The 24522-nt window shown below is 55.7% G+C and carries 12 protein-coding genes; 8 read left to right on the top strand and 4 right to left on the bottom strand.

Going from position 1 to position 24522, the window contains the following annotated elements; all coding sequences use genetic code 11:
• The first annotated feature begins 220 nt into the window (after nt 1–220).
• From NTD85_RS14755 to NTD85_RS14735, 5 genes are all read left to right on the top strand, one after another.
• Nucleotides 221–2077, top strand: a complete 1857-nt coding sequence (locus NTD85_RS14755; RefSeq protein ID WP_225136882.1) for a DEAD/DEAH box helicase — start codon at nt 221–223, stop codon at nt 2075–2077.
• Nucleotides 2074–2502 carry a hypothetical protein gene (locus NTD85_RS14750; RefSeq protein ID WP_225136880.1) on the top strand — a complete coding sequence of 143 codons (429 nt, stop codon included), beginning with the start codon at nt 2074–2076 and terminating at the stop codon, nt 2500–2502. Before NTD85_RS14755 ends, NTD85_RS14750 begins: the two co-directional genes overlap by 4 nt.
• 688 nt (nt 2503–3190) lie before the next feature.
• Complete coding sequence (locus NTD85_RS14745) at nt 3191–5332, top strand: hypothetical protein (protein ID WP_225136878.1); 2142 nt, start codon at nt 3191–3193, stop codon at nt 5330–5332.
• On the top strand, nt 5329–7233 hold the full coding sequence (locus NTD85_RS14740; RefSeq protein ID WP_262142519.1) for a hypothetical protein: 1905 nt from the start codon (nt 5329–5331) through the stop codon (nt 7231–7233). The genes NTD85_RS14745 and NTD85_RS14740 overlap by 4 nt, the downstream gene beginning before the upstream one ends.
• 41 nt (nt 7234–7274) lie before the next feature.
• Nucleotides 7275–8204 carry a hypothetical protein gene (locus NTD85_RS14735; RefSeq protein ID WP_225136874.1) on the top strand — a complete coding sequence of 310 codons (930 nt, stop codon included), beginning with the start codon at nt 7275–7277 and terminating at the stop codon, nt 8202–8204.
• A gap of 23 nt (nt 8205–8227) precedes the next feature.
• Here NTD85_RS14735 and NTD85_RS14730 read toward each other — a convergent pair whose 3' ends face one another.
• From NTD85_RS14730 to NTD85_RS14715, 4 genes are all read right to left on the bottom strand, one after another.
• Nucleotides 8228–8605, bottom strand: coding sequence for a hypothetical protein (locus NTD85_RS14730; protein ID WP_262142517.1), 378 nt, complete (start codon nt 8603–8605; stop codon nt 8228–8230).
• A 413-nt stretch (nt 8606–9018) separates the two neighbouring features.
• The gene (locus NTD85_RS14725) at nt 9019–10422 is read right to left on the bottom strand and encodes a hypothetical protein (RefSeq protein WP_262142516.1); all 1404 of its coding nucleotides are present in this window, start codon (nt 10420–10422) and stop codon (nt 9019–9021) included.
• A 165-nt stretch (nt 10423–10587) separates the two neighbouring features.
• Nucleotides 10588–16830: a DEAD/DEAH box helicase gene (locus NTD85_RS14720; RefSeq protein WP_262142515.1), complete on the bottom strand. Its 6243-nt coding sequence runs from the start codon at nt 16828–16830 to the stop codon at nt 10588–10590.
• A gap of 14 nt (nt 16831–16844) precedes the next feature.
• Nucleotides 16845–20213 carry an STY4851/ECs_5259 family protein gene (locus tag NTD85_RS14715; RefSeq protein ID WP_262142514.1) on the bottom strand — a complete coding sequence of 1123 codons (3369 nt, stop codon included), beginning with the start codon at nt 20211–20213 and terminating at the stop codon, nt 16845–16847.
• Nucleotides 20214–20664: 451 nt separating this feature from the next.
• Between NTD85_RS14715 and NTD85_RS14710 the strand changes: the two genes are divergently transcribed.
• The 3 genes from NTD85_RS14710 (at nt 20665) to NTD85_RS14700 (ending at nt 24411) form a co-directional block, all read left to right on the top strand.
• Nucleotides 20665–21591 carry a LysR family transcriptional regulator gene (locus NTD85_RS14710; protein WP_262142513.1) on the top strand — a complete coding sequence of 309 codons (927 nt, stop codon included), beginning with the start codon at nt 20665–20667 and terminating at the stop codon, nt 21589–21591.
• A gap of 102 nt (nt 21592–21693) precedes the next feature.
• Nucleotides 21694–22320, top strand: coding sequence for a glutathione S-transferase family protein (locus NTD85_RS14705; protein ID WP_262142511.1), 627 nt, complete (start codon nt 21694–21696; stop codon nt 22318–22320).
• Nucleotides 22321–22380: 60 nt separating this feature from the next.
• Complete coding sequence (locus NTD85_RS14700; protein WP_262142509.1) at nt 22381–24411, top strand: pyridoxamine 5'-phosphate oxidase family protein; 2031 nt, start codon at nt 22381–22383, stop codon at nt 24409–24411.
• Nucleotides 24412–24522: the final 111 nt, after the last annotated feature.

The raw sequence follows: 24522 nt of genomic DNA, 5'->3' as shown, positions 1-24522 counted from the left end.
AGACATGCGGCGCGATATCATTATGCTGCTATGTTAAAAAGTAGCCTGCCTCGTCCATGAGCGGACGTCGCCTCAGCCAATGCCGAAATATGGATATTTCAATGCGACCCCTAGCCCCCTCGCGGCCCTACGCCCTCTTTCTTTTTACCCAGACTCTGCACGCTATTCATCCGAGCGAGCATGATGGTGCGCGCGATCAATTTGGACTGAAGAGCTCCTTATGAATTATTTCACCGAAACGGCCGCGAACATCCTAGGTAACAACAAGCTTCGTACGCCTCAAATCGAGGCATACATAAAAGCGCAGGAGCACTTTGGCAGCTCTCCAGAGGAGGACGCCCTGATCGTTCTCCCTACAGGTACTGGCAAGACTGGTTTGATCTCTATTGTGCCGTTTGGTCTGGCCAACGGGCGCGTCCTGATCATTACCCCAGGGCTTGTGACGAAGCAAAGTATCCGGAAGACCCAAGAGGCACTTGAAGACAATTTCTGGATCAATTTTGATGTGATTTTTAGCGCTGATGATTTGCCCATCACCTGCGAGTACAACTCTGAAACGCTAATGACCAGTCTTGAGCAAAGTCATTTCGTCTACTCCAACATTCAGCAAATCCATAGCGATCGGAGCACTGCCCTCACCAACCGTGTGCCGACTGATTTCTTTGATCTCATCATCATCGATGAAGCCCACCACGCGCCGGCAGATACTTGGCAGAAGACATTGAATCACTTCTCCAAGGCGAAGAAGCTTTTTGTCACTGGGACTCCGTTCCGAGGTGACAAGCAGGAAGTGCCAGGAAAGCTTATCCATGAAACGCCTCTCTCAGAAGTGATGAGAGATAGGTATGTGAAATGGCTTCGGAAAGAGACCGTGAACGCACACGAGCTCTACTTCACGCTCGCAGAGGAGCCAGGGGTTCGATTCTCTAAAGACCAGGTACTGGCCTTCAGGGATCGTGAGTGGGTTGAGCGTAGTGTCGCCCTGTCTAAAGAGTGCTCGCTAGACGTCATTGATCAAAGCATTAGTAACCTGAACGAACTGAGAAAGGCCTCTCCAAAAGTCCCTCACAAGATTCTCGCCGTCGGCTGCAGCATCACACATGCTGAGGATCTTCGAACCTGGTATGAGTCTAAGAACCTGACTGCTGCCATTGTTCACAGCGACATGGAGCCAAGTGATATTGAGTCGGCGTTCAGGGTGATCGACAACCATCAATGCGATGTAGTCATCTCTGTGAACATGCTGATGGAAGGCTACGATCATCGATACTTGACGGTGCTCGCGCTGTTTCGTCCGTACCGCAGTATTAACGCCTTCGCCCAAATTGTAGGTCGTGTTTTGCGGGCAATCCCAGAAGAAGAAATTACCGCCTTCGAGATTGATAACAATGCCGTGGTGATTTATCACGAAGAAACCGGGCTTGACGCAATGTGGAGCGCATTTCAGAAAGAGGTCGACCGGGCCAAGCATCAACGCACGAAAGAATACGCAATCACTGACGAGGAATACGTCAGGAAGGAGCAGGCGTTGGCAGGTGTTTCCTCATCCTCAGCCTTCGTGAGTGACCAGGACTCATATCTGGAAGACCTCGACTTCAACAAAATCTTTTCTGCAAAGAGAGCCGAGATTGACTCTATCGCAACCCAGAAAGTCCAGGCGCTACCAGGCATTGAGGGCTACGATGAGGACGTATTGGCACAGTTGAAGAATGTCTTCATCAGCGCTGAAACGAAGAAAGCTGCCCAGATTATCGATCCGAATCTCGTTGCCAAACGGCCAGAGATTGCTCGCAGACAGCTGCGCGAAATCCTGACCAAAAAGGCTCAAGATGAGGTCGCTACCTTGCTTAGCGACTTAGGTCTCGATGAAAAAGCATCGACCCTTTATCCGAAATTTAGGAACCATCTGCCTGTAGCCAAGGTGAATATGCCTAATGACGGTATACTGGTGAGCTTTATCAACGCCAAACTCGCGAAGAAATTCGGGAAGGTCGCTGAACGCGACAACAGCTCACTCTCCAAGTCAATCGAGCACGTGGAGGTGATCATGGTAGAACTTAGAGGTATGCTGAAATGAGTCTTGAATCCATCAAATTGCTTGTTGACGAGCTCACGACTCTCCACGTAACTCGTGGCGTTCAGCCTAGCGAACTCATCGACAATATCTTTGAAGACGACTACGTTGAGTCCGCTTCTCGAAAAACTCAGAGTGGCATCGTCTTCGAAATTACCTTCATGGAAACAGACGATGACGGTCGTGCAAGCAAGGTGACCATGAGGTACACCTACGATCAGCGTCGTTACCTTGTACTTGTGGAACAGAAGGTTGCAGCGAAGAAATTCAGCGTTCAATGGGATCGTTCCGTAGCGATCCATGATCGCGTGACGAAACTTGAGACGTCTCTATACGAGAAGCTGCCTCAGGATCAGGTCCAAGAAATCCTTTCAACTATGCCAGAAGATTTCGCGAAGCAATTCCCGCAGCTGAAACTCGCTGCCTGATTCGCATCCCGCGGCTCGACTATCTGTCGAGCTTTTGAAATGCATGCGAATAACCCCCGCGCCTAATCAGGATCAATCCTGTAAGGCGCATCTGGGGGATGGTGTTGGTGCCGCCGTCGAATTGACCTAGTTGCTGAGATGTCATTGACCCAGTCTTATTCCTTGCGAACCATCGGCTGTGCTGAAGTTGGTCCGGTCGGATGTGGGTCAGTGTTGCATTGGCACGTGGATCAATTCGGCGGAAGCGTCAACAGGTAGTTTCAAGTTGGTTGATCTTCGGCTCTGAATCACCCGGTTTTCTAGAAAATATCAGTTCGAAGTTGGATCACCAAACTTCGGCATTTTCCTGCCTAATTGTGAGATATGGGTATGTCTACGTACTGACGCGGCTGCCTACCCAGAAGGCCAGTGAGATCGGGCAGATGTTACCGCATCAGTGGATACTGGCCTGACTCACGTAAGGTGGGTTGGGTGGACGCTTAAGGGAGTTTGAGAAAGCCGCTGATTGAGCTGTCACGTGCTCACTGCGGGCTATCCGAGTAATGCCTCAGTGATATCATCGCTCTCGTTTTCGTCGAACATCTTGAAGCGATAGCTACAGCCGGTCAGGGAGACTAGATTAGATCCTTTAACCCTCATGGCTCGTACAGGCCTATCCGCTTTGCAAAAAAGCCGCGAGGAGCATTGGATGAATCGCCCTGAGTTAATGCTTACCAATCTGAATCGAGTCGTCCGTGAATTGCGTGGAGCGATCACCTATCTCGAAGATGATGAATTGAATATCCAGATGGATGCGGTAATTCGACGCCTCTTCCTCGCAGAGCTCTTGGCGAAAGAGCATTTGATAGCTATTGGTGGTTCTCAAGGGGCGGGCAAGACCACGCTGATCAGATTGATGTACGACCTGCACCACAATGAGGAGTCTCCCGAGACGGGTTGGTTGCCGGCCAACTCAGGTCGGGGTGAGCGCATGTCGGTGCTGATTCTGGAAGATGACGCCGTGGAGCAGGCTCAAGGTTATCTTCGCGTGCTTGAAGCTAATCCAGCTCGGCCTGGTCATGTCCAAATTGTCGAGCGAAAAGCCGAGTCTCGGGAGGAGTTCCGCAAAGCCAGCGGCGGTCTACTGGAACACGTGATGCTGGCGGTATTGAAAGTGCCGCGGCGCTACTTCAACCATAACGGTCAGGGCTTCATGTTGATGCCCGGATACGAGCTGATGCACGACGAAAATCAATCTTGGCAAACGCTCATGCGCCAGGTGCTGGTCGCATCTGCGGGCAGAGTTATCGTGACCGACGAACTTCGTCTTTCTAATGCCTCACAACTGGCTATTCAACGCGATCTGCATACGAGCCAGCTAATTGGCACTGCCCCGCTGATTATCGTTACGAAAACCGAAGGCCATGCCGGCGCTCCACTCAAGCTGGAGGAGCTGCGCAATAACGCAGGAGAGGCCTTCGCTATTGCGCCCGAGCATCGTGATCGTCTGATCCTCTGCACAGGCTCGAGTGAAAGCAGTGTTGAGCAATGGCGCCCGCAGTTGATTGAGGCGTTGGCAAATGTGCACGAAACCACCCCGGTCAATCGCGAGCGACAGTTGCAGCAGTTGGAGAAGTTGCTTAATCAAGATCTCAACTACACGTTGGCTGGCATTCGAAGCAAGTTCACGTTGCATGCCGCGGTGGAGCAGAACAGTGGGCATCAAATTATTCAGGAAGCCCTGGAGGTTTTTGATCAAGCACGAGACAGCCTGCGTGATGAGTACAAGAGGGGGTTGAGGCAATCTCTGAGCGTTCACCACGATGACGCTAAAGATTGTATGGAAACACTCCTGATTAACAACCATGAGGGACTGATCAACAAAATCGCCAACGTCTTCGATACCTTCACCGAGAAACAGGTCAATCTGAATGGTGATATCAAGAGGGCATGGGCAGAGCCAGGCAATTACCTGGACGCCCATATCGATGTGCTTGGCAAGCTTACGGGCAGAAAGCTGGGTGCGCCCCAGGCATTCATTGAGCGCATTGAGTCGAAGGGCGGATTAACCAATCACGTTGCCCGTTTGGGTTACAGCGATGATCAGGGGAACGCCGCAGAGTGGAGCAAGATTGCGCCGCATACATTGGACAACCTGGCCGTGTTGTTTTACCCAGGTCGCGATGATGAAGGGCGAATCGGCCAATTGAACAAAGAGCTGTGTAACAGTCTCAAGCTGCTTCCGGCCATGACGTTGGAGTTTGCCCGGATCGGCAGCCTGTTCCCTGAAGTGTTTGGCATCGACTCCGGCAGTCTTCAGCCGTTGGATGGCGACAATGCAGTGGCGGCGGCGGAACGCATTCAGAACGATTTCTCTGCGCTGCAGAAGATTGGCAGCAACCTGGTGAAGGGACTTGCGCTGATGCTGGCTGTGGATGTGGCTGCCGATGCGCAGATTCAGACCATTCCGGCATTGCTCGATGTATTGGGCATCGGCTCCGGGGCTGCCGGCATTTCGATGACAGGGGCGGTGACAGGCATGTTTGCCATTGGCCTATTGACCTACAGCGTACTCAAGGAGGTTGATCGCCAGGACCGACATACCCGCGATCAAGCCTTGAACACTCTGAGCCGATTCAAAGATCACTACCAGGCGCACTACCTTGAGCAGTTCGACATTCTGATGGACCAAGTGCGCACTCGTCTTTGCGATAGCCTGACCGTGCGCTACCGGCTTGACGAAGCTCTCATGCGCCGCGATCGAATCAGCAAGGCTTTGGCCGATGTAACGTCGCTGCGCCTGGATTTGCAGGACGAAATCGGCACCCGTAGCCGACCGCTGCTGGCATGAGTCTGCAGGCCGTCTGGCAAGACCTGTACGACTCACGGCTGGATTGGGCGCACCGTGCTTACGACTTGTTCATGGACAGTCTCGATCCACGGGTGCGTGCGTGTTTTGCAGACGGCGGTACTGAGGCATCGGTGGTGCTATTTGGTCGCTCCCAAGTGGGTAAGACCACGCTACTGCTGAATGTGCTGGGTATCGACGAACAACACTTGGCACGCGTCAGTCAGGTATTGCGTGGTGGCCGTAGCGCTGGGCAGTCATCGACTGCCACAGCTATGCAGTATCGCTGTGCCGCGGATGACAACTGGTATCTGAAGATCCAGCAGCAACAAATTAGAGTCAGCCAGCAGCAATTGGTGGAGAAGCTGGCGCAGCTTCGTTCCCACGTTGAAAACGGGTTACCCTCACCCGAGGATCCCGTCGAAGTCGGCATTCCGCAAAAGTACTTCTCGGCTCTGTCCCGCACGCGTCCTCAGGTACGCATCTTGGACCTGCCTGGGGATAATCCGCAGAACCAGCAAGAGGCCTTGCACGTACGCCAGATCGCTGGCCGTTACCTGCCAATGGCTGACCTTATTCTTATCGTCGGCAAGCTCGACGATCTGTCGTTTCTCAATCCCAAGGCTTTCGCTCTGCCTGGTATCAGCGATTGGCGTTACACACCAAACCGCTTTCGAATAATCACCACGTTCTCATTTTCATTGCAGTCGGAAGTCGAGTGGGCAAAATGTCAAACTGAACTGGATGCCTCTACGGTACGTGCTCATGTGATGAGCCAGATCGAAACCCACAATATTGACCTAAGAAACGGTGCCGATCTGGCCCACCTATATTTTCCACTCGACTTTGGTGAGTCGTGGCAAAACACCCGGATAGGCGACCCAGATACATTCAGGCGCATGGACGGAATCAACACTCAGTTGATGGATGAACTATTGGTGGATATCGCCAATTCCGCCACAGTGCATGGTCGCCTGCGACAAGCAGCAGACAGTCACATCGTCGCGACACGGCTGAAGCAGGAAGAGTCGCAGAGGATGCACGTTGAGCTCGAGCGCTTGATGATCGACAAGAATCGGCGCAAGGATCTTATGAAGCAGGCCAAGAATCTAGTGGTCATTCAGAAAGACAAGGTCACAGAAGCGCTTGTGCCGTCTTTTGGTCTACAGGAACGATTGGAGATTTTACAAAAGTGCCAGCAGGGCATCAGTTGCCCGTCGTGTATTTCCAACCTGAGCGGACTGGCCACTGATACCGATGCGCTGATTCAACGTATTAGCGAATGCTGTAACCATCTGATCGATGTCGCCGGCGCCTTGGAGGCTCGCGATATTCTTCCCTTCAATATTCGTTCGCAAAATCCTGTCGAGCGCGCACCTAAAAAGCTGCGAGAGCAGCTGGACCGCTGTTTTTCCAGCTTGCACCAAACCTTCAATGGTTATGCGCACAGCGAGTACTTCCCATGGCTTTCGAACTCTTTCGACGAGGACAGGGCTCAGTTACGCGATTTGATGGAAAGAGCCACTCAACTGACGATCCATTTCACAGCGGGGCTTTGGTGGGATGTTGTGGAAAGTTTTCTGCGCGACAAAGTCGAGAAATTGCATCGCGAGAAGAGTGAGTTGGCGACGCGCGAGTCAGCGTTACGAGAATCTGAGAGGAGGTACGCGCGAAGCCGCACAAACGTTACGCAACAAAAAAAACGCCTCTCAGATTTCGAGCAAGAGATGGACGCAGAGGTGGCGCGGGGCGAGCGATTCTCTCGCTACCTGAACGACGCCTTTGATGAAGAACTGGCTGAGCGCCGACGAGTCATCAGTGATGAACCATCAATACCGCGCAGGTTGCTTCAATTGCTTGGGTGTAAAGCCTTGTGTGATGAGCGCGACAAACTGTTCGGATGACTCAGGTTTTTTGTAATTTACATTTCCCAAGGCAATGACCTATGTCTGAACCCAGTACTGATGAAGTTGAGCTGGCCTCGCTGTTGACCCGTGTAATGTCCGCTCCCTTGGCGCCGTTACGCGAACATGGGGCGAAGCTTGAGAAGGACCTTAAAGCGGCCACGGATAAAAATTCCAGCTCCAGCCAAATGCTTCATTCCAGTCTCGATAGCATCAATCTCAGCCAGAAAAAGGTGATGAGTAAGCTGGGCGAGCTTGAGGAGCTTCTTAAGCCGATTGACCTCATTGCCAGTCATCTGGGAAGTCTGCGCGACACCGTGTTGAGTGCAGACCAACTGCAGCAGTCCCTGGAGATTCACGCTCGAGATCAGAAGATGCTGATTGAGCACGGCCAAGAGCATGTAAAGGCAACACTGCGCCAGCAACAGGAGCACCTGGTCGAGCTGGATAACCGGGTTGCTCAGTCGAAAAATGACCTCTGGCTCCAATTGCAGGAGCGGCTTGATCGCTCTGATTTACAGGCCACAGAAGGGCTGCGTGAGCATGTCCAGGTGTTGGAAGACAAGTTGTTGGCATGTGCTCAACGTATATCAAACATCGGTAGCCATCTGGCGAAATTGCAAAGTAAAGCTTTGACCACCGAGCAGGTACAAGACCTGCTTGAAATTCAGGCAAGCGCTCAACGCGTCTTGGTCGAACAGGGGCATAAGCAAGTTCAGGCGTCGCTGCGGCACAGCCGGCAGAGCGTTGACTCACTTGATGCACAGGTCGCTCAGGTGAAGACCGATCTGCGCTCACATTTTCAGGACCGTTTTGATCTTTCAGACCAGCAGCTCGGGCGAGCGTTGGACCTGCTCGGTGAGCGGCAAGATCGGCAACTGAGCAAGTCGTTCAAATGGCTGATGACGCTGGGTGTGCTGAACTTGATGGGTCTTGCGGCTTGCGCCGTCTGGATAATCCTCCAGCGGTGATGATTGTCCTCGCGGCGACAGACCTAGATTTTTTCAGAAAGCGATTGTGCCTTGCTGACAAATGAATCCACGACTTTGGCAAGCGCACCATCCTTCAGTGCGCAATCCTTGATAGTTTGCGCTACAGAGTCTTCCGTCCAGAGCTTATCGATCACGTTTGGGTTGAGGCCGGACTGCTTGTACACGTATTCGTTAAGAATTTTTGGTGCGATTCTCGGCAGGACAAATCGATTGAGCTGGGGGGATCGCAGATTCTGGAAGAATGTGTTGAGCACCTGGGTCGTTTCATCAAAGCGACCGTCTCGAACGAGAGTATTCACGATGTCCATGACAGGGTGAGACGCGTACTCACCGTCCCATCCTTCCAGTGACTTAGCTAAAATCGTCTCAATTGGTTTCATTTACCGGTTCCTTTGCGTTTCAGTTAACGGCGATTTTAGTTCTCAATTGCTGCTGATTCGCATCGTATCTTTGGTCATTTCTCACGTGCTGATTTCGAGCAGGGCAACACACTGATGCTTCGGCTGGCTGTTTAGGTGCAGCTTTTAATGGAACGACTGCCGGCAGCGAAGTTGCTGCGACTGGTCTCGATAAAGTGCTACCCACTAGCGTTCGACGTTGGCGTTAATGCCGTGGCTGATGGCGACGCGGGAACCAGTGAAGACGCGCACGCGATATCAGTCAATGGGCAGCCCTACGGTCTTCCTCCAAAATGATCGAGCGCTCGGCTCAAGGTTAGCCAAGAAAATACTGCTCACACCTTGGTATTTCTCGTCATAGCACCCATAGCCGGCTAAAACCTTGGGAGGCCCTGCTATTTGAGGAAATGATACTCCTCTTGAAAACCGTGCCTTGTTTCTTCAGTTACAACCACTAGCTTCCCGCCTGCTCTTGTTATCTGAGAAAGCACTGACGGGTGCGGATGTCCATACGGATTGCGTTTTCCGTGGGAGATTACGGCGTACAGGTCCGACTGATGATTCAGCTTAGGGTTGTAGAATCGGGGGCCGTTCCTAGGAGCTGCTCCATGATGTGGGACAACAACCGTCTGGGTTCGTGGAAGCTCGTGTTTGAAATGCAGTTCGAAGTCGTCCCAGACCGATGCTTCACCTAATGGAGCGTCACCAGTACCGATCCAGCCGGGCAGAGCTATGTCATCTTCGTAGTACCAGTTCCAGTTCTCATAAGAGGGATGTTCGTGTAACCGGTAGTATTGGATTTTCTCGTCGTCAGTCTCAAAGTTTGGGCCTGAGTACATCCCAAGCGACAAGAAGTTACTAAGGCGCTTCCCCTCAGCCTCCTTTAGCCAACCTGGACTGAATTTGTCCAAAGCGCTTCTGTAGGCCGAAACTGCTAGGTCTCGATTAGAACTTGGTGCTGCGGATTTCCTTCCACCATGCCCCTTCTTGGAACGGCCCCTCCGCGGCTTCACATTCAGCCAGTCAACGATGTCCTTGGCACCTCTTACCTTGTCATTTAATGCTGCTACCGGAAACCCGATGCGGGCGAGTTCACTTTGAATCAGGTCTCCAAGTTTGACGTTGAGACCTCTATTCCAAAATCTAATCTTCCAGTCAAGGCTGTGAGATGTGGCGGTGTTGCCTGCGAGTAGGTCCTTGTCATCTGGGATCACACGCTCCATTGTCCCGCCAGGGCCGTCAACACGAATGGTTGCACGCCCAGAAGGGGCATTTTCGGAGGTGCGGGTGTTCTGCTCGAGAAATTCAGGCTTGAAGGGGCGTTCAGGAATGTCCGGACGCTCTTGGCGCGACCCTTTTTCTACCATCGTAATGGGAGTGCCCCAGAGACTGTTCCCACCTACCGCGATGCTGTGCAGATCGGAAACGGTGTGATCGTCGATAGACGCTGCTTGACTGGCAAGAATAACAGCCAACTCTACAGGCCCGAGATACGGTAGGACGATTCTATCCACTTCGAATTGATCTATGAGTTCGTTGGCTCCGTTCATATGGTCCCAATCGAAATGGGACAATATCATAAGATCAATCACGGGCTTTGCACTTCCAGACCGAAAATCTACCCAGATGCGTCTTAGGTTGTGCTCAAGCTCAACTGTCTTTCGCCCGCTCTTCAGAGCACCGCAGTCGTAGACGTAGTCGAAACGCGATCCTTCAGTCGGAGCATTGAAAAAAACAGAGGCAGAATGAAAGGAGCCTTGACCGACTCCGTGTTGAATACGAGAGTGATGTACTGTCATTGAACTAAAAATCCATTTGTCGACAAACTTCGAATGTATTTGAACAGCACGAGCTGCTTAAGAATGATTTGTGCCAAGTTTCAAAGCATGAGATATCGGAGGCAAGCGCCCAGATTCTGGACACCTGCTGCGACAGTTACTGCTTAAGGAATTCCTCGCGCAATGTCACAACCGAACAAACACCTGGGTGTTCCAGCGCTCAGTCACCGCAACGTTGACGACTAGTCGGTTCAATGCTTCTCCCTGCCTTACCGTCTCCTCTGAAAATCCAAAAACATTTCGATACCGTTGGCCTTGTTGCCGATCCATTCGCCAGTAGGAGAAGCCCATATCGAGGCGGACTCTAATTTGGCGGCCAGAATTAAACGTTAAGCGCAACATACGCCCGTGGTCGATGGCCAGATCGCTTCGCACCTCAGAGGAAAAACCCACGTACTCCAACGCTGCTTGCATCGCTTCATCGCGCTGCTTATGGCTGGGCCAGTCGTGCCATAGAAGTGTGGGTGCTAGGAACGTGGACTGATACTGCTGGCCTGTAACAATCACTCGCGGGCTTGAAGTAGCCTCAGTGACAGCTTGGCGCAGCGCATCAACTACCTCAACGAACAGTGCCACGGTAAATGGGTTGCGGATGTACCGATCGGAGTACTCGATGCATTCCAGAACGTCCTGTTGAGCGAAGGCAGTGCGCAGAGCCGGTGAGCGCTCAGTGAGCAACGACCAGAATTGCTTGCCAAACCCAATCAGCTTGCCGTCCAGATCTGTTGGTGCGATGTCGATTTCAGCATCGCCGGATATAGGCCGAATTTCTGTTGCCGCAAAGTTGTGTGGTTTAGTTGCTGAGTGATCTGGGTTACCTCGAACGATCAGGCAGCCATCGACGTTTCGAGCCCACGAGTCCACTGGAATGCCTAGGGATTCAGCCTTACTCGCCCAGGCAATCATTGAGTCTGGTAGCTCAAGGGATACCAAGCTGAAATGGGTGTTTCCACTCATCATATGGGACCTTGGGACTTCACCATAAGACGCGCCGCTGTCTACAAGGGCGGCCAGGCGGTAACGATTGCCTTCACCGAGCAGCTCTAACATCCCCGTGGTTGCAATAAGGCGTACTGACAATTTCTCGGCGCACCAGGAGGCTACCCGGTCGAGCAGGGTAGACGCCAGCGCCAAGTCCCATTGCTCAGGGGTACCCTGCAAGTAAAGATTGACCGTACCTGAGCCGTGCTTCGCGAGGTGCATTGCAACTGCTTCAAGCAGACCTGTGGTCTCCGCGACGCTGCCTGGCCCAAAGGCTTTTTCATTATCAGGAAGCGAGAGGCCATGGCGCCACGCAGCGTTTATCCATTCCAGTGCCCTGAGTCGGTCAAGATTGTCGGCATCAAAGCGAGTATCAAACCCAATCAGGCAATTCTCACATGCGCTTTGGCAATGCGGACAATTTAGGGTTTTCTCTACGTCGTGCCAAATGTCGGATGTATTGATTTCCAAGGCTGCCTGGGTCGCGTACCCACCGCTGCGCTGATCAAAGACTTGTACGAGCTGCACAGCTTGCCCCTCCCATTCCACTTGGCGGGTGCTGAACCCGAGCTCTTCAGGGAGAACGCCTGTGGCTTTGGCAATTGCTTCGCGCAGGGCGACTGAAATGGTGAAGGCCGCTACCTTGTCCCTCAGCCATGCGCCGGTCGTAGGATTGCGCAAAAGCAATTCGATTGCATCTGTCTCGCCGTCATGCCCAAGTCTGACATTTGACTGAATTTTCCACCTGTTAGTGTGCCCCGGGCATGGCTCGGGCTTATCGTCATACTTTCCTCCGCGGAGCCTCCGATGCGCCCTCGAGGCCGAGCGGAAAATTCCAGGCAAGGTCGACTCGCCCTCGGGCACGTCAGGATCGGGAGTCGAGAGCATCGGCTCCGCCAGGCCACACTCGAGGCACAAGGCGAAGCCTGTATTAAATGCCCCGGCCGTATGGTGGAACATGTGGGCTTTATCACTCGCGCGGAAAAAACCGTTCGCCGGGTTTGCCAGAGGCACCCAAGGTTCATTGACGCTCAGTCGGGCAGGCTGAATTGGGACATACGTAGGATGGTCAACATCTGTGTGGGGTAGGTCACCGAATACCACGGCAAAGCCATTGGGTACGAGGTATCGCCAAACTTCGCTTTTTTTGAGGTCGCTGCCGCAACATTCACAATTGCTCGGCTCAAGCATGAACGTGCTTCCGGTTGCTCCACAGGCGTTGCAGCGCCAGGCCCATTTGAACATCTGAGCCTCCTTTACATCGTCCTGGGTAGCAGGCAGCTTCCAGTTCAAGGTTAAACCCTGAGAGCGATACACCAGTCCGTCCAGCACGATCTCGGCGCCGGGGGCATATTCCCGCAATCCTGTGATCCGATCCCGTGAAGGAAGGTCCCGGCTTTGACCCCATTTATCCTCGCGCTGGCTTACCCCTTTGCCCTTCGCCTTCGGTGTCTTGTAGATAGGGTTGAACGTTACGATATCCGTGGGGAAACCATAGCCTGGCAGGAATCGCCGTGTGGCGAGCTCTTTCAACAGGTAGGCACCCGTCAACAAATCCAGCTGAGCCATCAGGGCACGCAAGGCGGCACTTTTCGCCTCATTGCACCCCTCAAAGTAGGCCTTCTCCTGTATGGCGTACTCATATTCCTTCAGCCATGATTCAGTGATATTGGCGATGCTCTCTGCTGTCCGGCGGCTAAGTACCTCAGGCGTAGTCAGGGCAAGCACCGTACTGTCCACGAGGGCTTTCAACTGGCGAGATACCGGTTCCAGGGTTGGCGCGTCATGCCTGCACCAGTAGCTGAACCTCTCGGCCAGCGAGGCGCTATGTCCTGACTCTTGATCGTTACAGGTGAAAAATGAGCCGACAGTCATACTGCGTAGTTCTTCGTAACCCAGCACCTCCTTGAGCCAGTACGCCAACAGGAACGCGTTCAGGTGACGGGTGATTAGATCGGGGCTGCGCAGGGACACCTTTGGAACGACCATATCCGTCACGAACGGCCAATCAGGTTTGGCAAATACATGCTGGTCGTGGGGAGTGCGGCGGCATACGGTGAGCGCGATGGCACGACCTTCACCACGACGGCCTGCCCGCCCCGCACGCTGGAGATAGTTAGCAGGTTGGGGAGGCACGTTGTTGTTTGCGACGGCAGAGATCCCACTTATGTCGATGCCCATTTCCATGGTGGTTGAGCAGCTAAGTAAGTTGATCTGACCTTCGCTGAACTGTTTTTCGTAGTCCCGAAGTGTCAGGTCTTTCTGCTGCGCGGAGTGCTCTGCTGCACGGAAATAGGGGGCGCTCTCTATGATACGGTCATGGAGATCTGACCATAGGCCTTCGTCTTGCAATGCTTTCACTGTGGGGTCAGTGACCAGCCACTGCCGTGCTTCGGCGATGCGCTCAACATCGGTCTTTGCTCCAGCGTTAGAGTGCGGATACTTCGGAATCTGAAACTGAGGCAGAGGCACTGCAGAGTTTTGTGAGCCGGCGGCACCATACGGGCTGAGGTTCGCGAAAACCGTGTCTAGGAATTTGCGGGTGACAGGGCATTGCCACACTGTACTGCTGAGCCGGAAGTGGAGCTTGTTGAGATCAAGTTGAACACCTCGCGCCTCGCCGGTGAGCAGCTTCGTGGTGTCCGTGAGAGCTTTCCATGCCTCCTGAAGGAAGTAATCCAACTTATCCGCGCTGGTATCGGGAGAGAGCCCGAAAGCGTCGCAGAGCAGATTAATCGGGCGGGATTGACGCTTGCGTCCGACTCTGACGCTTGGCCAAATGCGATACAGCCGCTTCGAGCTCGCATCCAACGCTTCGGTCTGGGGCGACAGGAGAGATTTGGCCATGAAGCGCGTGCCGATGAAACGTTGCCACTCGGGAAGAATGCGTACATAGGTATTTTCCCGGACGAAGAAGTCCAGCAGCACCTTGAGGTATGCACGCCAATCGGCATCAGTGCCCGGCCAGCCAGTCGGAGCGGTGACCGCGCCCACCTGTGGGTACACAATTTCTACCAAGCCCATCGTCTCGAGGTTGTTTCGGGCCTTGGGTCGGCGCATGAACTCTCTGGCCAGAAAGATGCCTGCCAACTCAGTTGCACCGACATTGGCAGAAAATAACTCGTCAGCCAGCTTGGTGTAGTAGGTCAATATCCCTCCGCCAACGTCCCGAGACATAGCGAGCATCCGGCACAGTTGGTCCCAGGAAAGCACCGCACCTGACCGCAGCTTGGCTTTAATATCCCGCAGCTTTTGCAAACGCCGTTTGTCTCGATCCCTTAAGCGCTCTTCCTCCTCGTCGGCAATCAATTCCGCCAGCTCTTCTTCCTCGTCAGGCGGGAGTTGGCCGCCCGGATCCTCGTTGAGCAAATGGTGATAGATGAGACTTCTCACTCGAAGCCGCTCGGAGTCCTGTTGCAGCTTGGCTGCGATACGCGCGGTACCTTGGCGACTATCGGTGAATGAAATCATCTTCCGCCCGCTGAAGGGCTTGGTAAGCGCACCGTCTTTGTCGGCGGGACAGAAATCGAGCAGTGCGGGTATCACGGTACTGAGCAGAAGGGGGGTACCGATGACAGCACTACGGAACAGGGCGTTCTGGGGCGCTTCATCTTTGCAACAAGGGCATTGATCCAAGCCTGCGAGCACCAGAATTTCGAGAAGGGCTGAGTCGCCTTCTGGCTGATGATCGCAGAGACGGTGCTCTTTCCGGTCAAGCCATCGATCTTCCGTTTCGAGCTGCGTCTTCCGGTTGACGATGAGCCAGCGCTGGCCACCGCCACTGGGAAGCGAGGTTTGGTCTTCTTCCTCATCGTCCGTTTCTCGATCAAGATCCAGGGCGAATTCGTCGACAGCATCGCGCGGCACACTTGAAACACCCCCGGCCTTGGTCTGTCGCCCCAGCAGAAACGCCTCATTGCATGAACCGCAGCTCACCAGGCTAACCACCGGCGCGCCGCAAGAGCACTCTGTGCGGTCACTGGTGTGCACGAGTCCATATGGCCACTCAGGATCAGCCAAGGGAGTGTTCGCCTTAGCTGGGCATGCTCTGTCAACGCAGACTTGCAGCCCCTGCAGCACGTCGTGGAACAAATGAAGGCGAAGAGGGAGGAAGAACGGATCATCAATACCGTCTGGCATTTGTGTGCCCGACAATATGCTAAGCCAGGCCAGCAGGCTTTCAGACGGCACCGACCCAGAAAATGTCGTGCTCAATGAGCTCAACTTATTCACTCGTGTACCGGACTCGGTGTTGAATGCGGACCGAAGGGATCGTGCCAATGTGTGGTTAGCCAGTGCTTCGTAGCGCTTGGGGCTAGCAACTTGACCAGCGTCAATCGCGGCAATGTCATTGAAGCTCAGATCGTGCTCGCGGGAAGCATGGGGTAGGGTGGGAACCTCGCGGTGGCCCTGCACAACCTCGATTTGGCTGATGTCGACACCAGCCATATTTGCGAGAAACAATTTGAGCGAGTCGATCGTTTTTTGGTCGCTACCAAAGGTTGCCGACGTAGCAATGAAACGCACATTTTTCGGCTCGACCTTGAACGCGTACATCACGCGACGTAATAGCAGCGCCATTTCCGCCGCTTGGGAACCAACGTACGTGTGCGCCTCGTCGAGGATGATCCAGCGAAGTTTGCCGGCCGACTGCTCTAGAATCGGAGCATCGTCTTTTCGCACCAGCATGTACTCGAGCATGGTTGCGTTGGTGACCAGCAAGGGCGGAGCACTTTCTCGCAAAGTCGTGCGGTCAGGAACATGGCCCTTAGATGTCTGCGACGAACCTTTCTTTACCGCTGTATTCAATCCCCCGGTATACAGGCAGTAACGAACCTTTCCATCAAACCCGTCGGTCCACGCATCAAGCCGATTTTGCTGGCTGCTGATGAGGGCGTTGAGGGGATAAATCATCAACGCTTGCACGCCCTGGAGAGTGCCATTACGAGCAGCGTCCCGGGCCAGGCTATCCAGTACGGGCACCATGAAGCACTCGGTTTTACCCGAGCCGGTGCCGCTGGTTACAACCAGTGACCTTGGCTTCTCGTCCCCGAGGACCTGCCAAGCTTCGAGTTGGTGGCTGTAGACCTTTCGATCACGAGGGAACGGATCCACATTCGCCGAACCCAGCGGCGAAACCATGTTGCGAACGAGACTAGAGTGGAGCAAGTTGCCTTCAAGAGTGCCGAGCGACTCCTCGCTTTTTCGCCAACCGAACGTGGGCTCAAACACCGGGTCGGCGAGAATCGCGCCTTTCTTCCCCGGTTCTCCCATCAGCTGCTGAGTGAGGTGTTCACGAAGGGCTGGGTGCTTAAGCGCCAACAAGCTTTGAATGGCGCGGGTACTTCGATTGCGCAGTTCACCGATCAGGGATTCGAAATAGGTCATATGGGTCCTTCCGATTAATTAAGCACTGCGCTATCAGTACTGAAAGCCAGAATTTGGCCGAGACGGTATGCGGTATCGAACCATTCGCGATCAAAGTCACGGTAGAGGCGAAGGGCATGAAGGCGCTCCGTGTTGGCCAGCCATTGGTATGACCGGTCCTGGGCAACCTCAAAGCCAAGCCAGATAGGGAAACCGATGACTGACCACTTATAGTCTCCGCGGTACAGTGTGAAGGGTTCAAAGAACGCCTGAACGGCAGTTATATTTAGAAAAGTGGCGATTTCATGCTTGAACAAACTGGGCCACTCGTCATCATCACGGCGGAGCAGCGTATGGAAAGAACTGCCCTTAGGCTCGTTGAGAACGTGCTGTTGTTGGGCCACTAATGATCGAGGTGAAGTGATCAACCTCTTAGCGGACGTATCATCTGTATCCATTACCAGATGGCGTGCAAGATCAATCGCCAACAGAAGCCCTGGCTGTGCGATCTCCATCGAGGACCTACATTCCAGGAGGGTGCGTGCAAACCCTCTGATTCTACCTTCGGCAAGCGAGTATGACTGAAGTATACGAACGCAAGCGACCCAGTCGGCCGGGGAGCCCAATAGCCATTCGAAAGGAAGCTCCTCGGAGACTCTGCCCGCGAGCTTTTCGGCAAAGCCCTCGCAATGAAGCAACGCCATGATCATCGCCCGTGGTTTCTTAGAGAAGACGCGCCAGACGTCCAATCCGGACAAGGGCAGATGCCCCAGGTTCTCAACGATGGCCTCGAGCAGGAACCAATCGTCGTCCTCGGGGTGAGCAGCTAGGTGTTCGGCCGCGGCAGAGAGTGCGGCATAGCGCTCCTCGGTTGTTGCTAGTGACAACGCCAAGCTAAGCCCTGAAAGCTTTGGTTGGGGCTGGCCGTATGGTTGGCTAATAGACCAGATGAAGGGGCGAAATGCCGATCTAGAAGTGTTGTCGGGAAAAATCAGCCAAGGCCCCGGCTCACGACTGTCTGGATTAAACCACCAGCGCCTCAAGTGCGAGTCTTCCGATCGAGCTTGCTTAAGTTGTTCGGGAACAACGTCTGGATGTGAGATGGGAACCGTAAAAATGCCAAGCGTTTCAATCCCGCCCTCCGGTATCCGCTCGGCGTGTGGGAAGCAAACAGCCCCCGTTTCGAGGTCGCGCTGAAGCTTCGCTGTGTAACGCCCCACCTGAATCGAGGCCACCGACGTATTGAGCTCCTGACATTCGATGGTCACTGTTGCATCGAGCGCCTCGGTGCAAGCGAGCATTTCCTGAATCGGCCGAATGTAGTCAAACAGCCGGATTTCTTCAGACACACCGTAGTCTAAAGTCCGGGTCAGAAGCGGATGGCCTCCCGTGCCGACTCGAAGCAAAAAACAGACCTGCCAGTGTCGGCGATGCTTCCCGGGTAGTAGCCGAAGGCGACTACCGAGTAGGTCGTTAAGATCAATCCGCTGATGGGGCTGCACCCGTCTCCCTTCAGGATCAAGAAAGACAGCCCCGGTGGCAGGAAAGGGGACTATCAGATGCTGCGTTTGGCTGCCTGGCCAGGCAACGGTGAGGGTCACCTCCGCCGGCACGGAGTGATCCTGTGCCCGCAAAGTGAGCTTCCAATCGCGTCCTACTCGCTCTGCTACCAGATTGCAGGAGTCGCTTTCACAACCCACACCCAGAGCTGGCCAAGATCGGAGCCACAGAACACCGCCTCGGCTATCGCTCTCCGCGCTTACCTCGACCGAAGCATCGGCGGGAAGGCAAACCACTTTCAGCCGAGTCTGTATCGTGTCGGCATACTTCCATAAAAGGGTCCCCATCCCCACAGGCGGTGAGCGAAATGAAACGACGGATGGGTTACCGCTCGTCTTCCACAGAAACTCGCCTTGTGCGATGGATGGGCTTGTCCCACTTGCAGCTAGGCGGCGCAGCGACGGCATACCTCTGTAAGTTGGTACCGGTTCGGACCGCTCCGCTATGAGGTGTCCGCCCCAACAAAGCATTCCATCATCGTCGCGCTCCTGGGCGCACCGGATGCGGTAGACGCCATCCGCAAGCGATGCACGCGTAACCCCAGAGTGGACTCGGTAAAGGTTGCGTTCTGGTACCGGGGATGACAAATCATCAAAGTCTGAGTCTTGATTGAAGACCGTAGCTCGCGTTGGGAGACACAAAAGTACGCTAGCGTCACGCGTGCTACAGCTTCCCATGGCCACCAGCGGAGCGTTTGGTGCTGCATCTTTGAAGACCCATGGCATGTCGGGTTCAAGCGTGTCACTGCCTGGTAGCGGGGCGTCAAACAGGGTCTTACCCAGACGAATCAGCCTGAGGCGAGCAGAAAGAGTTGAGTTGGCCAGTGAAGTGGGCAGCGGGCGGGCAACAAGCCTTACGGCACCATCGCGGCAAACACCGTCAGCGAGGTGGAACTCCCGGCCGCCAACCTCAACAGTGAGCTCAAACGATGGCGGCAGCAGATCTGTTGACGAGCAATTGAACAAATCAGCAAATGCCTGGGGCGTGGTTCGAGGCGCGATATCGATTGCAGCATCCAGGCGGCAATTGCCCTCGGCTCCAAATCGTAGGGAGCGCCGCATCTGTACAGGGATACGAGACCCACTCCGGCTTGCGTCAACTGCTGCCTCGATCAGCCCAGTGAGTAGGCTTCGGGCCGAGTCATCATCGAGACGAAGCGGAAACTGGTCCATCCATTGCGGGTAGCGTGAATCGAGAACCTCAACCGGGTTTTGAGCCTCATGTAAACAATAACTGTGGTGCAAGCCTTGGACTGCTTGAACCACCTCCGCTAGCAGACGGTAAATCGTCGGCTGGCGATAGCTTGATGGAAGAAGCTCACAATGGTGCTGGATCTCTGCCTGTACAACTTCGTCGGTAAGGCGGCAGGTGATGGTTTGACGGAGAACGGCCTTTAACAAGCGAACCAGGTTGCCGTGGGACGACTCGATCAAACGCAATGGCAGTCCGCCCTGAATCGCAACCAAGCCTAGATAACGCTTTCCACGCCCTAGCTCAGCCGAAAGGCGCCACACTTTCCTCCCGGAGATTACGTACTGCTGACAGGCTGCGTACCCAGGAAAAGTCAGCGATAGGTTTGCGAATAGCGGATTCCAGGCCCAGGCGCCTCCCTCGTAGGAGCGTTTCCACCATTCGGCAGCGTAGAGCAGCCATGCCATGGAAAAGGCGGCGCTGTCTAATCCTCGGGGGCTGAGTTCGTGATTTTTCAGCAGTTCGGAAAGAGCAGCATATTCCTGGTCTGAGGTGCGGTAGGCATACAGAGGTCTACCATCAGGTTCGAGGAGGCTGCGATTGGACAAAAAATGCTGTGTCCAGATTCCCAGGCGCGGTTTTGCTACATCCATGACTGAAACCATATTCACCTTCTCGTGGGCACTACCAGGCTATGAGATGCAAGGGCATACGAGGTGCGCCCAAATAATCGTGCCATCCGCTCAGCTTGGTAATGGCAACTTGGAATCATGCCATGGCAGCTACAATCGGTGAAACCTCGTGAGAGACGAAGCGACTAGCGGCTGGGGAGGACGATGCGTGCTTTCGCGGCATCCACCGCCAAGTCACAACTAGAGTTACCGCCTCCCCCCAAAGCCTTGTGACAAACTTTATTGTTTGCAGCGACCCTTCTTTTTTAAAAATTCAGAGTTCTGTGACAATCTTAATTTTCAATGCTTCGGCACTGTAAGGCCCTACAGGCCGCGGAATTTGCGGGGTGCTGTGACCATCTTTATTGTTTCGTCACAACCCGCAAAAATCGCAGCCTCGGCTGCGATTTTTGTATCTGATTCGAGGACATCCATGGACCGCTTCCAGGAAATGCAGATCTTCGCCACGGTGGCCCAGGAGCAGGGCTTCTCGGCAGCGGCGCGTCGTCTGGGTTTGTCCGCCGCCAGTGTCACCCGGGCGGTGGCGGCGCTGGAGCAGCGCATCGGTACGCAGTTGTTGATTCGTACCACGCGCAATGTGCACCTCAGCGAGGCCGGTCAGCGTTATCTGGAAGACTGTCGGAGAATTCTCGTCGAGGTGCAGGAAGCCGAGGATTCGGCGGCCGGCAGTCACGCCCAGCCCCGTGGGCAATTGACGGTGACGGCGCCGGTTTTGTTCGGCGAGTTGTTCGTCACGCCGCTGATGGCCGGCTATCTGACGCAGTACCCGGACGTTTCGATCAATGCGCTGTTGGTCGATCGGGTGGTGAGCATGGTCGAGGAGGGCATTGATGTCGCGGTGCGCATCGGTGAGTTGCCGGACAGCAATCAGCACGCGATCCGTGTCGGCGAGGTGCGGCGGGTGATCTGTGCTTCGCCGGCCTATCTGGCCCAGCACGGTCGTCCCGAGCATCCGCAGGCGCTGGCCGGCGCGCCGGTGGTGGCGACTTCGTCCATCGGCCAGTTGCGCAGTTGGCCGTTTGTGGATCAGGGCGAAGCGATCAGCGTGCGGCCCGAGCCGAGGCTGGTAGTCACCGCCAATCAGGCGGCGATTGCCGCGGCCTGCCTGGGGTTGGGGCTGACCCGGGTGTTGTCCTATCAAGTTGCCGGCAAGGTGGCGTCAGGTGAGCTGGAAATCGTCCTCGCCGACTTCGAACTGCCGCCGCTGCCGATCCACGTGGTGTATCAAGGCGGCCGCAAGGCGCCGGCGCGGGTGCGCAGTTTTGTCGACCATGCGGTGAAGACCCTGCGTGAGCATCCAGCGCTACAGAACGCGGCGTTGTTTCATCCGGTGAAATAATCGATTGCGATTGCTGGTGATTCTGTTGCTTTGAGGATGGGTGGAAGATGGCCTCCATCGGCGCTGCCATCCCGAACGGCGCCATCTCCAGCGGAGTCGACCATGCAAGCGATCAAACTCTACAACTTCCCGCGTTCCGGCCACGCCCATCGGGTGGAGCTGATGCTGTCCCTGCTGCAACTGCCGACTGAACTGATCCTGGTCGATCTGGCCAAGGGTGAGCACAAGCAGGCGCCGTATCTGGCGATCAACAGTTTCGGTCAGGTGCCGGCGATCGACGATGGCGGCGTGGTGCTGGCCGATTCCAACGCGATTCTGGTGTATCTGGCGCTCAAGTACGGCAATGGCCGTTGGCTGCCCACCGATCCGCTGGGCGCGGCGCGGGTCCAGCGCTGGTTGTCGGTAGCGGCGGGGCCGATTGCCTTTGGCCCGGCGGCAGCACGCCTGGTCACGGTGTTCGGCGCGCAACTGAATGCCGAGGAACTGATTACCCGCGCGCACAACCTGCTCAAGGTGATGGAACTGGAACTGGGCAAGACCCCGTACCTCGCCGGCAGCGAGCCGACCATCGCTGACGTATCCGCCTACAGCTACATCGCCCATGCGCCGGAAGGCAACGTGTCGCTGGATGACTACGCCAACGTGCGTGCCTGGCTGGCGCGTGCCGAAGCCTTGCCCGGTTTTGTCGGCATGCCGCGTACCGTCGCCGGTCTGCAGAAGACTGCTTGAGGGTTCGGCCCGATCTGATCGAGTTATCCACAGTGCGCCAGCGGCGCGGGGAGATGCGTGATGGAACGTTCACCGTGGCACGCTGGCGAGCAACAACTGCAGGCCCATGTCGGCGTTGCCGAACGCATGGAAACCTTCGGCCGCAAGGTGATTCGCGACTGGATGCCGGACCAACACCGCGCGTTCTATGCGCAATTACCGTTCATGCTGTACGGCGCGGTCGATGCCGAGGGGCGTCCATGGGCCAGCGTGCTCGAAGGCGCGCCGGGGTTTGCCGGTTCGCCCGATCCGCAGCACCTGCAATTGTCCAGCCTGCCGGCGGCCGATGATCCGGCGCAGTTGCACGACGGCGCCGCCATCGGTTTGCTCGGCATCGAGTTGCACACCCGGCGGCGCAATCGTCTCAACGGTCGCGTCGGCAGCTTCGACGCCAGCGGTTTCGCGGTGACGGTGGATCAGTCGTTCGGCAACTGTCCGCAATACATTCAACTGCGCCAGTTCCAGCGCGTGCCGCTGAGTGATCCGCAGACGCGGCCAGCGCAGCATGGCAATGGTCTCGATGACGCGGCCCGGGCCATGATCGAAGGCGCCGACACCTTCTTCGTCGCCAGTTACGTCGAGGTCGACGGGCAGCGTGCGGTGGATGTTTCCCATCGCGGCGGTCAGCCCGGGTTTGTCCGGGTCGAGGGTAATCGCCTGACCATCCCCGATTTCGCCGGCAATCTGCACTTCAACACCCTCGGTAATCTGTTGCTCAACCCCCGTGCGGGACTGCTGTTCATCGACTTTTCCACAGGCGATCTGCTGCAACTGAGCGGGCGTACCGAGATCATTCTGGAAGGGCCGCAGATCGAAGCCTTTCAAGGCGCTGAACGCCTGTGGACATTCGAGGTGGAGCAACGGGTGTGGCGTCCGGCGGCACTGGCCCTGCGCTGGCGCTTCGACGGCATGTCGCCCACCAGCCTGTTGACCGGCACCTGGGCCCAGGCCGATGCACGCTTGCAGGCCAAGGCACTGGGGGACCGCTGGCGGCCGCTGCGAGTGACCCGCATCGAAAGGGAGAGCCAGCATATCCGCTCGATTTATCTGCAACCGGACGATGGCGCGGGGATGCCGGTGTTTCAGGCCGGCCAGCATCTGCCGCTGCGCTTCAAGCTGGGTGATGAAACGCCTATTCGCACTTACAGCCTGTCGAGTGCGCCATCGGATGATTTCCTGCGTATCAGTGTGAAACGTGAGGGTTTGGTCTCAGGCCATTTGCATCAGCAGATCCGGGTCGGCGATATCCTCGAGGCGCGGGCGCCACAGGGGCACTTCACGGTGGCGCCGCTGGAGCAGCGACCGCTGGTGTTGCTGGCAGCGGGGGTTGGTATCACGCCATTGCTGTCGATGCTGCGTGAGGTGATTTATCAAGGCTTGCGCACCCGCAGAATCCGGCCGACGTGGCTGCTGCAGAGTTCGCGCAGCCTGGCTGATCAACCGTTTCGCCAGGAACTGGACCGCTTGCTGGAAAATGCTGGCGATGCCGTGCGGGTGGTGCGCTTGCTCAGTCAGCCGGAGGCCTATCTGCAGGAGGGCGAAGATTTCGATCTGCGCGGGCGCATCGACGCTGCGGTGCTGCGCGATCTGCTGGACGTCGAGGATTACGACCAGATCGATTTTGCGGTCTGTGGCCCCGGCGCTTTTACCCAAAGCGTCTATGACAGCCTGCGCGACCTCGATATTCGCGATGCGCGGATCCATGCCGAAACCTTCGGCCCTTCGACGCTCAAGCGCCAGCCGGACCCGGATGCCGTGGTCATCGAGCAGCCGCCGGCCGCCAGCACTTCGGTACCGGTAGTGTTCGAACGCTCGGCCAAAGAAGCGCGCTGGCAGCCGGACGTCGGCAGTCTGCTGGAGCTGGCGGAAAGCCGTGGCCTGCGCCCCGAGTTCAGTTGCCGTGGAGGTTCGTGCGGCACCTGCAAGACGCGGTTGGTCAGTGGCGCGGTGAATTATCCACAGCCCCCGGCAGACATGCCGGAAGCGGGGCAGGTGCTGATTTGCTGCGCGGTGCCGGCGCAGAGTGAACAGCCGCTGGTGCTGGATCTCTGACGGCTCATTTGAAATCACGACAACCCCCCTGTGGGGGGGGGGGGGGGGGGGGGGGGGGGGGGGGGGGGGGGGGGGGGGGGGGGGGGGGGGGGGGGGGGGGGGGGGGGGGGC

The organism is Pseudomonas sp. 13B_3.2_Bac1 (genome assembly GCF_025466205.1).
In the GTDB taxonomy this organism is placed as follows: domain Bacteria; phylum Pseudomonadota; class Gammaproteobacteria; order Pseudomonadales; family Pseudomonadaceae; genus Aquipseudomonas; species Aquipseudomonas fluorescens_H.
This window is presented reverse-complemented; position numbering and strand designations above follow the sequence as displayed.

Bases quoted from the DNA above. Each gene is read 5' to 3' on its own strand.
- NTD85_RS14755 (WP_225136882.1), top strand. From the start codon at position 221: ATGAATTATTTCACCGAAACGGCCGCGAACATCCTAGGTAACAACAAG.
- NTD85_RS14750 (WP_225136880.1), top strand. From the start codon at position 2,074: ATGAGTCTTGAATCCATCAAATTGCTTGTTGACGAGCTCACGACTCTC.
- NTD85_RS14745 (WP_225136878.1), top strand. From the start codon at position 3,191: ATGAATCGCCCTGAGTTAATGCTTACCAATCTGAATCGAGTCGTCCGT.
- NTD85_RS14740 (WP_262142519.1), top strand. From the start codon at position 5,329: ATGAGTCTGCAGGCCGTCTGGCAAGACCTGTACGACTCACGGCTGGAT.
- NTD85_RS14735 (WP_225136874.1), top strand. From the start codon at position 7,275: ATGTCTGAACCCAGTACTGATGAAGTTGAGCTGGCCTCGCTGTTGACC.
- NTD85_RS14730 (WP_262142517.1), bottom strand. From the start codon at position 8,605: ATGAAACCAATTGAGACGATTTTAGCTAAGTCACTGGAAGGATGGGAC.
- NTD85_RS14725 (WP_262142516.1), bottom strand. From the start codon at position 10,422: ATGACAGTACATCACTCTCGTATTCAACACGGAGTCGGTCAAGGCTCC.
- NTD85_RS14720 (WP_262142515.1), bottom strand. From the start codon at position 16,830: ATGACCTATTTCGAATCCCTGATCGGTGAACTGCGCAATCGAAGTACC.
- NTD85_RS14715 (WP_262142514.1), bottom strand. From the start codon at position 20,213: ATGGATGTAGCAAAACCGCGCCTGGGAATCTGGACACAGCATTTTTTG.
- NTD85_RS14710 (WP_262142513.1), top strand. From the start codon at position 20,665: ATGGACCGCTTCCAGGAAATGCAGATCTTCGCCACGGTGGCCCAGGAG.
- NTD85_RS14705 (WP_262142511.1), top strand. From the start codon at position 21,694: ATGCAAGCGATCAAACTCTACAACTTCCCGCGTTCCGGCCACGCCCAT.
- NTD85_RS14700 (WP_262142509.1), top strand. From the start codon at position 22,381: ATGGAACGTTCACCGTGGCACGCTGGCGAGCAACAACTGCAGGCCCAT.